This is a genomic window from Microbulbifer regidiadema (SeqCode) (genome assembly GCF_052466995.1).
The window spans coordinates 1860882-1873521 of sequence record NZ_CP174297.1 but is presented as its reverse complement, the minus strand read 5'-3'; the positions used below and the strand labels follow the sequence as shown (position 1 = coordinate 1873521).

The 12640-nt window shown below is 56.7% G+C and carries 9 protein-coding genes; 6 read left to right on the top strand and 3 right to left on the bottom strand.

The genetic code is table 11. The annotated features are described in order from the left end of the window. Positions 1-393: 393 nt before the first annotated feature. The 3 genes from ACJJIK_RS08090 to ACJJIK_RS08080 all read right to left on the bottom strand — a co-directional run bounded on the left by ACJJIK_RS08090 (position 394) and on the right by ACJJIK_RS08080 (position 3336). Complete coding sequence (locus ACJJIK_RS08090) at positions 394-1446, bottom strand: NAD(P)H-dependent flavin oxidoreductase (RefSeq protein WP_444944712.1); 1053 nt, start codon at positions 1444-1446, stop codon at positions 394-396. Between the two features lie 129 nt (positions 1447-1575). Continuing rightward, positions 1576-2313: a TIGR04219 family outer membrane beta-barrel protein gene (locus tag ACJJIK_RS08085; protein ID WP_444944711.1), complete on the bottom strand. Its 738-nt coding sequence runs from the start codon at positions 2311-2313 to the stop codon at positions 1576-1578. Between the two features lie 150 nt (positions 2314-2463). Further along, the gene (locus ACJJIK_RS08080; protein WP_444930290.1) at positions 2464-3336 is read right to left on the bottom strand and encodes a LysR family transcriptional regulator; all 873 of its coding nucleotides are present in this window, start codon (positions 3334-3336) and stop codon (positions 2464-2466) included. 172 nt (positions 3337-3508) lie between these two features. Between ACJJIK_RS08080 and leuC the strand changes: the two genes are divergently transcribed. The 6 genes from leuC to ACJJIK_RS08050 all read left to right on the top strand — a co-directional run bounded on the left by leuC (position 3509) and on the right by ACJJIK_RS08050 (position 12640). Beyond that, positions 3509-4957, top strand: coding sequence for a 3-isopropylmalate dehydratase large subunit (leuC, locus tag ACJJIK_RS08075; protein ID WP_444930291.1), 1449 nt, complete (start codon positions 3509-3511; stop codon positions 4955-4957). Continuing rightward, a complete protein-coding gene (leuD, locus tag ACJJIK_RS08070; RefSeq protein WP_444944710.1) occupies positions 4957-5604 on the top strand; it encodes a 3-isopropylmalate dehydratase small subunit in 648 nt (215 codons plus the stop codon). The genes leuC and leuD overlap by 1 nt, the downstream gene beginning before the upstream one ends. A gap of 15 nt (positions 5605-5619) precedes the next feature. Beyond that, positions 5620-6693, top strand: a complete 1074-nt coding sequence (leuB, locus tag ACJJIK_RS08065; protein WP_444930293.1) for a 3-isopropylmalate dehydrogenase — start codon at positions 5620-5622, stop codon at positions 6691-6693. Positions 6694-6762: 69 nt separating this feature from the next. After that, the gene (gene asd, locus ACJJIK_RS08060) at positions 6763-7878 is read left to right on the top strand and encodes an aspartate-semialdehyde dehydrogenase (RefSeq protein WP_444944709.1); all 1116 of its coding nucleotides are present in this window, start codon (positions 6763-6765) and stop codon (positions 7876-7878) included. A 191-nt stretch (positions 7879-8069) separates the two neighbouring features. Next, positions 8070-9065, top strand: a complete 996-nt coding sequence (locus ACJJIK_RS08055) for an Asd/ArgC dimerization domain-containing protein (protein ID WP_444944708.1) — start codon at positions 8070-8072, stop codon at positions 9063-9065. 197 nt (positions 9066-9262) lie between these two features. Beyond that, positions 9263-12640 (top strand): FimV/HubP family polar landmark protein, encoded by a 3378-nt coding sequence (locus ACJJIK_RS08050; protein ID WP_444944707.1) that lies wholly within the window; start codon positions 9263-9265, stop codon positions 12638-12640.

The following is a 12640-nucleotide window of genomic DNA, read 5'->3' as shown; positions in this document are numbered from 1 at the left end:
GTGAAAGTTTGTAAAGAAAATAACTTTTGATATTTGAATGGTGGGGGGGAGCGGCCGGCGGATGAGTAAGATTTAATAGTTTTTTTGATTTTATATTGTTGAGGTTCAGTTGCTGGTAGTGCTGGCCTCTTGTAGGGCTGTAAATTTAGCTTTTGCTGATGATAGAGAGTGCCGGTTTTGGGCGCGTTCAATGGCAATTTTTAGGGGGGTTGATATTGACTGCGGGCAAGGTTGGACCTTAAAAATCAATCTGGCTATTTTAACGCTTGGCACAATTCGCCCCCCTGCTGCTGTGCAATATAAGTTCAGTAGCTGCTAGGACTGCACTTTTTCGAAGGAGAGGTGAAAAAATTCTGAGTCTATATTTGCACTTAGCGCAGTCTATAGCTCCGTTTATTGGCAGGCTTTCAGTTCCGCTACCAGGGTGGTAACAAGTCCCACCGCAGGTAGGGCGCGAATCAGTGCTGCGCCCTGGCCAGCCCACTGAACCGCATATTTGTCACTGCCCGCTTGCGTTGCCGCTTGGGCCAGAGCTTTGCCCGCTGAGTAGGCAATTGGATAATCCGGTAGGGGGGGAGCCTTGTCACTCAGCGCCTTATAAAACTGGTTGCTGATGCCGCGTGCCGGTCGCCCGGAAATATTGGCGGTGATTTCTGTATGCTGTGCGCGCTCACTTTGTAAGGCGCTGCGGTAGCTGTCAGAGGCCGCAGACTCGGGGCAGAGAATAAAGGCGGTGCCCATTTGCGCGGCACTGGCGCCGAGGGCGAGTGCCGCGTGAATGCCGGCGCCATCCATAATGCCACCGGCGGCAACTATTGGCAGGTGGCTGTGGCAGCTGAGCAGCCGCACCAATGCCAGGGTCCCCAACTCCCGATCATCCTCGGGATTAAATACTCCCCTGTGTCCGCCGGCTTCAACCCCCTGGGCAATGAGAATATCGATGCCGGCGGATTCGGCGAGTTCGGCCTCTTGGGGGGAGGTCGCCGTCGCCATCAGAATAATTCCGGCCTTTTTTAATGCGTCGATAAATTCATCGCTTGGCAGGCCAAAGTGGAAGCTGACAACAGTGGGTTTTTGTTCGAGCAAGACTGCCAGCATGGCGTCATTGCCGATAAATGTTGAGTAGGGTTCGCTGATTTGCTTCGGCACAGCGGCGCCAAGCTCGGCGAAATGTGGGGCCAGATGGGAAAGCCACGCCTGTTCCCGTACGGGGTCTTTGCAGGGGGGCTGGTGGCAAAAGAGATTGACATTAAAAGGGTGTTCGGTTTGTTCGCGGGTGGCGCGAATCTCATCTGCGGCTTTTTCCGCTGAGCAGGCGCCGAGTCCGAGTGAGCCGAGCCCTCCGGCATTGGACACTGCGGCGGCGAGAGCGGGGGTGGATACTCCGGCCATGGGGGCCAGGAAAATAGGGTGGGAAATTCCGAGTTTTTCGACTAATGGATTCATGGCCCTGCCTGTGAATTGCGCTCCCCTTTGGGGCCACCTTAGTGCAGATTGTGCGAGGTAGCTATACCTCGCGGACACCAGTGCGGCAAAAGTATTGAGGAGCGCGGAGCGGAATCCTTGCCGGATCGCTTACAGGTGCAGGTTAAAACCGATGTAAGGGCCCTTGATTTCAATATCGCTCTGCAAATCGTCGAGCTCTTCCAGGTCGAGGGTCATTACGCGGTAGCCGGCTTCGATAGCAAAGTCGATAGCCGGTACAAAGTCCCAGCGCACTTTAGCGGTCAAGTCAGAGTGGGTGTCGCCACGGTAGGCGGTGGCATTGCCCTGGGCAATAACGGACCAGCCGGTAAAGGGCAGATCGAAGCGCGCCATACCGTAGGCCATGGGCAGGTAGCCGGTGAGCTCGATGGTTTCTGCCTGGGTGTCACTCACAGCGGTAAATTCACCGTTATACATACGCGCAGTTAAACCGACATCCAGGTTTACCCAGTTGTCCAAAATTTCGTAGTAGAGGGTGGCGTCGGTGTGGGTGAGGCTCAGATCGGTACTGATCTCTGAGTCGGCGCTGAAGGTTTCATCGTCAAAAGTAACGGAGGTAGTCAGGGTATCGGCACCGTCGGTATCGATACTGCTGTGGGCCAAGAGTACGTTGGGCACCAGGGGGATTGGGTGTTCCAGGGCAACTTGCAGGAAAGTGATGTTGTCTTCCGCCAGGGACAGATTGTCCAGCTTGTACTCATCGGCGCCGATATTGCCGCTATAGCTCGGCAGCCATGCGCCGGCAGTGGCATCAAGGCCGAGGATCGTATCTGCGCTCGCGCTGCCGCAGGCGAGGAGGGTGCTCAAAACAAGTGCGGAATTCTTCATTGACTTCACTCCGGGATGAATTTGGCGCGAAGTTTACAGATAAATTTTCCTTATGCCGTGGCTAAGTTGCACATTTTTACAATTTTTTGAATTTGTTCGTGGGAAAATGTCGCGTTGAGTTATTGATTGGCGGTAGTGGCTCGCCCCGGGTTAGGCGGCGGCCTCGAACAGCATTTTCTGGAGGGCGCTGGCGGGGTTGCTTAGTGTGCGGCCGCGATGGCTGATTACGCCGAGATTGCGCAGCACTTGCAATTTTTTAACCGGCAGCATCGCTAAACTGCTGTCTACCAAGGTGCGGGGCAGTACGCTCCAGCCGAGGCCGACACAGGCCATCATCTTGATGGTTTCCAGGTAGTTGGTTGCCAGCTTTGCCGTGAGCTTTAAGCCTTGGGCATCAAACTCCCGTTTGATCAGGCGCCCGGTATAGGTATTCATATCCGGCAGTATGGCGGGGTAGTTGGCCAGATCGGTAAGTTCCAGCTCCGCCAATTTTGCCAGGGGGTGGTCCGGGGCCGCCACTACAACACAGGGGTCCGGCCAGATAATCTCTGCGTTTAGGTGGGGGTATTCCTTTAATGCCAGGGTGACCACCGCCAATTCATATTTGGCCGCCATCAGGGCTTCGTAGGCTTGCTCCGAGTCGACAAAATCAATATCCAGGGCGACTTGCGGGTAGCGGAGACTGAACTCCTTGAGCACTGGAGGCAGGTGATGCAGGCCCACGTGGTGGCTGGTGGCGATGCGCAAACTGCCGCTGACCGAGCTGCTCAGGGCGCGCAGCTCCCGCTCGGTATCGCTGATCTCATTGAGTATATGGCGGGCGCGGGGCAGTAGGGTGCGGCCGGCATCGGTGAGCTGCAAGCGCCGCCCGATACGGTCGAATAGGGCTGAGCCCAGCTGCTGCTCCAGGGCGGCCAGGCGCTTGCTTGCGGCGGGCTGGGTCAGGTGCAGCTGTTCGGCGCCCTCGGAGACCGAGCCCTGTTCGGCAATTGCCAGAAATGCCCGCAGCCACTGTAGTTCCAAGTTGGTTTCCCCTGAAGTCAGTCGTATTCATCGATAGCCGTGCAAGGGTATGGATCTTACCTCAGACACCCCTTCGAATTCCATATGGGAATACTTTGAATAAGAAATATAAATTGGTGTTATTTGTTGGGGCTGGGTAGACTCGAGGGCTTAACCACTGAGAGGAATGGCTGTGGCAGGGCAAACACTCTACGACAAACTCTGGCAGGACCACCTGATCAAGAACTGTGACGATGGCTCCTCACTTATCTATATCGACCGCCACCTGATTCACGAGGTGACTTCGCCCCAGGCTTTTGAAGGCCTGCGTCTGGCCGGTCGCAAACCCTGGCGCAAGGATTCGCTAGTCGCCACCCCAGACCACAATGTGCCCTCCGAGGCGGCCGAGCGCGCCGCCGGGGTCAGTGGTATTCGCGACGATATCTCCCGCATCCAGGTGCAGACTTTGGATGAGAATTGCCGCGACTTTGACGTGGTGCAGTTCGGCATCAATGAGCCGGGGCAGGGCATTGTGCATGTGATCGGTCCGGAGACGGGCGCGACACTACCAGGTATGACGGTAGTTTGTGGGGACTCACACACCTCGACCCATGGCGCACTCGGCGCCTTGGCCCACGGTATCGGCACTTCTGAGGTGGAGCATGTGATGGCCACCCAGTGCCTTACCCAGAAGAAAATGAAGAATATGCTGGTCCGTGTCGACGGCCAGCTGCGCCCCGGGGTCACCGCCAAAGATGTGGTATTGGCGATTATTGGCAGAATTGGCACTGCTGGCGGTACCGGTTACGCGATTGAATTCGGTGGCGAAGTGATCCGCAATATGTCCATGGAAGGCCGTATGACCGTGTGCAATATGGCTATTGAAGGCGGAGCTCGCGCGGGGATGGTGGCGGTAGACCAGATTACCCTTGATTACGTGAAAGGCAAGCCCTACGCGCCGAAAGGTGAGATGTGGGAGCGGGCAGTCGAGGCCTGGAGCCACCTGCACTCCGATGACGATGCGGTATTCGACGAGGTCGTGGTATTGGCCGGTGAGAATATTGAGCCCCAGGTCAGCTGGGGCACCTCCCCGGAGATGGTGGCGCCGATCAGCGCCCAGGTGCCAACCCCCAGTGACGAGAGCGATGCCACTAAGCGCACCGGTATGGAGCGAGCGCTGGAATATATGGGGCTGAATGCCGGGCAGAATATCAGCGATATCAAACTGGATCGGGTATTTATCGGTTCCTGCACCAACTCCCGAATTGAAGATCTTCGCGCAGCAGCAGAGGTGGCCAAGGGGCGCCGCAAAGCGGATAGCGTCAAACAGGTGCTGATTGTTCCGGGCTCCCAGGCCGTAAAAGCCCAGGCTGAGCGCGAGGGACTGCACGAGATTTTTGTCGCAGCCGGTTTTGAGTGGCGCGAGCCCTCCTGTTCCATGTGTCTGGCGATGAATGCGGACAAGCTGGGGGCGGGGGAGCACTGCGCTTCCACTTCCAACCGCAACTTCGAGGGACGTCAGGGCTACGGTGGCCGCACGCATTTGGTGAGCCCCAGTATGGCGGCCGCAGCCGCGATCGCCGGCCACTTTGTCGATGTGCGCGAGATGGCGCCATTACAGCTGCAAGAGGAGATGGTTTGATGAAAGCGTTTACCCAGCACGAGGGGCTTGTGGTGCCGATGGATCGCGCCAATGTGGATACCGACCTGATCATTCCCAAGCAGTTTTTGAAATCTATCAAGCGCTCCGGCTTCGGCCCCAATCTGTTCGATGAATTGCGCTATCTGGACGAGGGGGTACCGGGGCAGGACTGTTCCAGCCGCCCTCTCAACCCGGACTTTCCCCTTAATTTTCCCCGCTATCAGGGCGGTTCGGTACTGCTGGCGCGGGAGAATTTTGGCTGTGGTTCCAGCCGTGAGCACGCGCCCTGGGCATTGGAGGATCACGACTTCCGCGCCATTATCGCGCCGAGCTTTGCCGATATCTTTTTCAATAACTGTTTTAAAAACGGTCTTTTGCCGATCGTCTTGGCGGAGGACGTAGTACACCAGTTGTTCGAGGAAACCCACGGGCAGGAGGGCTACGCCCTCACGATCGACCTGGAACAGCAGCAGGTGCGCAAGCCCTGCGGCGAGCTGATTTCATTTGAGGTGGATGCCTTCTCCAGACACTGCCTGTTAAATGGCCTCGATCATATCGGCTTGACCCTGGAGCACGCCGACGATATTCGCGCCTATGAGCAGGCGCGGCGAGAGAAAGCCCCCTGGCTTTTCGATGCGGTTCAGTAACTAAAGGAAATCCCTGTGAGCAAAAAAGTAATGATTCTGCCGGGAGACGGCATAGGACCGGAAATTGTTGAGCAGGCAATGGCGGTACTGGAAGTTGCTTCGGAAAAATTTAATCTGGGGCTCAGCTTTGAGCAGGGCCTGATCGGAGGTTCCTCTATCGACGCCCACGGTGAGCCCCTGACCGACGCAACGCTGAAGGCGGCGGGGCAGTGCGATGCGGTGCTGCTCGGTGCCGTAGGCGGCCCCCAGTGGGACACCCTGGCGCGGGACATTCGCCCGGAAAAAGGCCTGTTAAAAATCCGCAGTGGCCTGGGTCTCTACGCAAATCTGCGCCCGGCGATTCTCTACCCGCAGCTGGCTGAGGCCTCGTCACTCAAGCACGAAGTGGTTGCCGGCTTGGATATTTTGATTGTGCGGGAGTTGACCGGCGGCATTTATTTTGGTGAACCGCGCGGTATCAAGACTCTGGAAAACGGCGAGCGCCAGGGCTTTAACACCTACGTGTACAGCGAGTCGGAAATTGAGCGCATCGCCCGCACCGCTTTTGAGGCGGCGCAGAAGCGCAACGGCAAGCTCTGCTCTGTAGATAAGGCCAATGTTCTGGAAGTGACCGTGCTCTGGCGCGAGGTGTTGGATCGCCTGGCCCCGGAATATCCCGATGTAGAGCTGTCCCATATGTACGTGGACAACGCCGCGATGCAGTTGGTGCGAGCGCCCAAGCAGTTTGATGTGATGGTAACCGGCAATATGTTCGGCGATATTCTCTCCGATGCCGCTGCCATGCTCACCGGCTCTATCGGGATGCTGCCCTCCGCCTCCCTGAACGAAAGTGGTTTTGGCCTTTACGAGCCCTGCCACGGTTCCGCCCCAGATATTGCCGGCCAGGGTATCGCCAACCCGCTGGCGACCATTTTGTCCGCCGCTATGATGCTGCGCTACTCCCTCGATATGAATGAGGCGGCGGAGGCGATTGAGGCGGCGGTGAGCCAGGTATTGGAGCGGGGTTTGCGCACTGCCGATATTTATACCGACGGCTGCCAGAAGGTCTCTACTGCCGAGATGGGCGCCGCCGTTGTCGCCGCACTTTAATTTTTGATTCCACTATCGCGCCGCTTTCCCGGCGGCGCACCTTAAACACCTCACATACAGGACACCGCAATGCAAAAAATAGGTTTTATCGGCTGGCGCGGCATGGTCGGCTCGGTATTACTGGAGCGCATGCGAGCAGAGGACGACTTTGCCCATATCGCCGAACCGGTTTTTTTCTCAACCTCGAACGCCGGTGGCACGGCGCCGGATATCGGCAGGCCCCTAGCGCCACTGGGCGATGCTTACGATATTGATGCACTGGCCCAGCTGGATGCGATTGTCAGCTGTCAGGGCGGTGATTACACCAAGGAAGTCTTCTCCCGTTTGCGCGAGGCCGGCTGGCAGGGTTACTGGATCGATGCGGCTTCCAGTCTGCGTATGCAAGACGATGCTGTAATCGTACTGGACCCGGTGAACCGCGATGTTATTGATCGCGCGATCGATGCCGGACAAAAGAACTTTATCGGCGGTAACTGCACCGTGAGCCTGATGTTGATGGCGCTCGGTGGGCTGTTTAAAGCCGGTATGGTGGAGTGGGTTACCGCCATGACTTACCAGGCGGCCAGCGGGGCCGGCGCGCGCAATATGCGCGAGCTGATCGCACAGATGGGTGCCTTGCGGGATGGTGTGGCAGCAGAGTTGGCCGACCCGGCCAGTGCCATTTTGGAGATTGATCGCAAAGTTGCGGCGGATATGCGCTCGGCGGAATTCCCCACCGCAGAGTTCGGTGCGCCACTGGCCGGCAGTTTGCTGCCCTGGATCGATAGCCAGCTAGACAGCGGTCAGAGTCGCGAGGAGTGGAAGGCTCAGGTTGAAGCGAATAAAATTTTGCAAACCCAAAGCCCTATTCCTGTGGATGGTACCTGCGTACGTATTGGCGCTATGCGCTGCCACAGCCAGGCTTTTACCATTAAATTGAAAAAAGATTTGCCAATTGCCGACATCGAACAATTGTTAAATGGTGCCAACGACTGGGTGCGTGTTGTGCCCAATGAGCGGGAGGCCACCGTGCAGGGCCTGACGCCCACAGCGGTTACCGGCAAGTTGGATATTCCCGTCGGCCGACTGCGTAAGTTGAGTGTCGGTCCAGAGTACCTAAATGCCTTTACTGTAGGGGATCAGCTGCTTTGGGGGGCGGCAGAGCCCCTGCGTAGAATCCTGCTGATTCTGCTCGGCAAACTATAACTGGTACGAACCCATATAAGTCCTCCACTAAGGGTGAAAATGCACTACTTTAGTGGAGGACTTTTTGTCAGGCTGTGAACTTCTTCGCGTAAAAAACGGCTACTGTTGGTGATAGCGCCTTTTTCGAATTTTCCCCACAGGTATAATCGCCCCTCATTTTTTTCCGATCTAATTTAACGAAGTGATTTGCTATGTCCGAAGCCGCCCGCGAACTGATCATTGTCGGTGTCGACAACGCCGCCTTTGGTCCCCTGCTGGAAGTACTCGAAGAGCGCGAAATAATTTCCGCCGAGCAGCTGAGTTTGCTGGAGACTGAGGAGCGCGAAGTGGACCCGCAGGTGTTTGCCAATCGCAATATCCCTGTGGAGCCTCTGGAGAAATTTACCTTCAGTGACGGGCAGGTGGTTATCTTGCTCAGCTCTGGTGCAGCGGTGGAAGCGGCGATGGCCGCTGCGGAAAATAGTGGTGCCTGGGTTGTGGATGTGGCCAATAATACCCGTGGAGACGAAAGTGTAGCGCTGGTCCACCCGCTGTTTAACGGTGGTGAGCTCGCCACTGCCGAGCGCCGTGTTGTGGCTCTGCCCAGTGCCGGTGCGGCAATGGTGGTGGATGCTCTGGCCCCGCTGAAAGGCAAATTGCAGGCGTTAGAGGTCCAGCTCAACCAGCCGGTCTCGGCTCTGGGTAAGAGTGCGATCGATGCGATGGCGGCGCAAACGGCACGTATGTTTAGTGGCCAGGATGCGGAAATTGATCCGGAGATCGGTCACCGCCTAGCATTTAACCAGCTCAGCGCCTGTGAAGCAGTACTCGCCAGTGGCCACACCCTCAGCGAGTTGACGCTGGTACACGATCTGCGCCGTCTTTTCGGCAGTGACACCGCTATTGATGCTGGCATCAATACCGTTTCAGTTTTCCACGGGCAGCTGGCTAACTTGGGCGTAGTGCTCAATGAAGATGTCGATTTGGACAAGGTGCGCGCATTACTGGCTAATGGTGCGGGTCTCAAAATGGTGGAGCAACCCTCGGCGGAAGACGCCGTGGGCAGCGATGTCACACTTATCGGCCGCTTGCGCCAAAGTCTACTGAGCAAGCGGCAGTTAAATCTTTGTGCGGTGTCTGACAACCTGCGTAAGGATGTGGCGATCAACTGCGCACAAACTGCTCACTTGTTGCTAAAAAACTACTGATATTTAATACTTAGCCGCCATAGTGTAGGTGCAGTCTTAACTTTGGCCTGGCTGAGAGTGGCGAGTAAATCGCCATAATAAACGGCCGTCGGAACGGCGGCTAAATAGTTGAACGATAACCGTTCAGTAATGGGGATATTCTGAAGGCGCGCTTTTCGGAAGCCCTGGGAAGATTCTAATAGTAAAGGGAATCGGATATGCGTGTGCGTAAGTTGGCACTTGCAGTTGGTCTAGTCGGTGCACTGGGAAGCAACGCGGCTCTGGCGCTTGGTCTCGGGGAGATCAAGCTCAACTCGACCCTTAATCAACCTCTCAATGCAGAAATCGGACTGCTGCAAACCCGTGGTCTGGAAGGTTCTGAGATCAAGGTTCGCCTCGCCAGCCCAGAAGAGTTTGAACGCGCTGGGGTAGAGCGTTCGTACCTTCTGACTTCTTTAAATTTTGAAGTGGACTACTCGGGAAGTAAGCCGGTTATTCGCATTACCAGCCGCGAAGATATTCGCGAGCCTTTTTTGAATTTCCTGGTGGAGACCCGCTGGCCCAGTGGCCGCCTACTGCGTGAATACACGCTGTTGATGGATCTACCTGCATTCTCTCACTCGACGGCCCAGCAGCCTGTGCGCGCCGCCGAGCGCGAACGCCAGCAGGTGCGCCGCAGCACACTGATACCGCAGTCCAACACAGAACCGGCGCCGGTAATCGAGCAGGAGCCGCCGCAGCCGACCATCAACGAGAGGACTGTTGAGGAAACCTACGAGCCCGCACGCCCGCAAACCCGCTATGCGGCCACAGAGAACAATGACAACAGCCAGGTATACGGCCCGGTAACGTCTTCAGATACCCTGTGGGAAATTGCGCTGCAAAATCGCACTGATCGCGAGTTCTCCGTGCAGCAAACTATGCTGGCGATCCAAAGGCTCAACCCGGAAGCCTTTATTAACGAAAATATCAATCTGTTGAAGAAAGGCGCGGTGCTGCGCCTGCCCAGCAGAGAAGAGCTGCGCTCCCTGACCATGACCGAGGCCATTTCTGAGGTGGCCCAACAGAATGACTCCTGGCGTCAGCGCGCCACTGCAAGCGTATCCACCGGCGCTCCCCTGGATGCCCGCGCAGTTGAGGCAGAGCCTGTCGCCAGTGAAACAGTGGAGGGCCGTGTAAGCTTGGCGGCCCCTGGCAATACGGAATCTGTCACGTCCGGTTCGGGTGTCGGCTCCGGAGATAGCCAGGCCCTGGAAGGTGATCTCACGGTGGCCGAAGAAGAGCTGGACAAGTCCAAGCTCGAAAACAGCGAGCTGCGCGAGCGCATAGCCGAACTCGATGAGCAGATCGATACCATAGAAACCCTGGTTGAGGTTTCCAGTGAAGAATTGGCGGCGGTGCAGGCCGCCGCTGAGCAATCCGATGTGTTGCTCGATCCCACCGAGGCAGGCGAAGCTGAGGCTTCAGTGGATGCCAGCCCGGCAGTCGATGCCGGTGAGGCAGAAGCTCAGGAAGCCGAGCCCGCAGTGGAGGCCCGCAATCGTGTAGTCGATGTGCAGCCCAAGCCCACCTTTATGGAGCAGCTTGCGGATAACGGCTTGTGGATTGGCCTGGGCGGTGCGGGTCTGTTGGCCGCTGTATTCGGTTTGTTTACCTGGCGTCGCCGCAAGGCCGAACAAGAGGCGCAGCAGGAACTTGAACAGCAGATGGCTATGGAAGAGGAGCCGCTGGACATTCCTCAACAGATCGCCGAGCCGGATGAAACGCTCGCTGCTGTAGAGAGTATGGAAGCGGACGATACTTTCGACCTGGGTGATCTCGGCGATGTGGGTACTGATGACCCGGTTTCTGAAGCGGAAATCCACCTGTCTCTGGGACAGTACGAAGAGGCGGAAAGTAAACTGTTGCTGGGTCTGCAAAAAGACCCGCAAGTAGTCGATGCGCGCCTGATGTTGATGGAGGTTTACGCCCACAACCAGGATGTTGAGAAGTTTGACGAGCACTACCGTCAGTTGCTCAGCATTAGCGATGGCCCGGCCGCTGACCGCGCCGCGCGCCTGCGCGAAACAATTGCCGGAGCACCGGATTTTGAAGCGCCGGCCCTAGGTCTTTCCAATGAATCCTTCGAGGCGGCGCAGCTCGACGATATTGGTGCGGCCCTGGATGATGACTTTGCCAGCGCCGAGCCGGGTCTCGACAGCGGTAGCGATGCACTGGAACAGGATACTTCACTCCTCGACGATCTGACGATGGATCTGTCGCTGGATGAAGGTAAGTCCAGCCCAGAGCAGGAGCTGTCTCTGGACCTGGATTTGGACAGCAGCTTTGAAGAGCCGGCGACGGTGGAGCAGGGTGAGTCCCTCGATACCGAGTTCAACCTGGATGATTTAGATCTGGATAGCGCGTTCGACGGAGATAACCTGGGGGTTACTGCTGAGACATCGCAGCCGGAAGTGGAAAGTGACCTGAATCTCGACGAGTTGGAGTTGGGGGAGTTGGACCTGGGCGATCTGGGTTCTGATGATTCCCAGCAGGCCTTGGTGGAAGAGGATGAGCTGGATTTGGAAGCGCTCGATAGTGCAGAAGAAAAGGCTGAAGCCCCGATAGAGTTCGACACCTCGGACCTGGATCTCGACTCCCTCGAGTTGGAACCTGAGACCTCCAAGGCCAGTGAGGCTTCAATTGAAGCTCAGCTGGAAGAAAAGGCAACAGCCAGCGTCAGTTCCATACCGGGGTTGGATTTCGAACTGGACCTCTCCATGATGGAAGAGGGCAAGCCGCAAGCGCAACAAGAGTCATCTGTCGAACAGGATATCGCTGTAGAAGCGGATACTACTGGGGAACTGGATACCGCTCTGGAGCTGGACGCGGGTCTGGAGTTTGAGTCGCCCGATAGCGACTTGAGCGAAGAGATCTCCCTGACTGCGGAAGCTGTTTCGGAGCAAGAGCCCGCACCCGTACAGGAGCCGGTAGAAGAGCTGTCCATGGACGACTTCTCCGAAGGCGATCTGGATATGATCGGTGCTGATTTGGATTCTGATCTGGATCTCGACAGTATTGACCTGGATGATATTGCTGCGGACCTCAATGCCAGTGAGGAATTCTCTGAAGAAGTTGTCCCCGCAGCGGCCAGCAGTGAGCCTGCAGCAGAACTATCCATTGATGCCGACCTGGAATCTCTCGACAGCACCGGTATGGCGCTGGCGGAAGATGAGAACCTCAATTTTAATGCCGATGCGATTGAAGAGGAGTTCTCCCTGGAGGGTGAGCTGGCACTTATCGACGAATCCACCGGCGGTGACCTTACCCCTGAGCCCCTGGCGGAAACTGAGACTGTGGAGCGGGTTGAGGCGATTGTTGAAAAGCCCACAGACTCCGATTTCGGCGATTTGGACTTCAACCTGGAAAGCGATCTCAACTCCGAATTGAGCCTGCTGGAAGGCGGTGATGAGATGGCGACCAAGTTGGAGTTGGCACAAGCCTATATGGATATGGGGGATGTTGAGGGGGCTAAGGATATTCTCAAAGAGGTAGCTCAGGACGGCAGTGGCGAACATAAAGACCGCGCTGAGGAAATGCTGGAACGCATGGCCTAA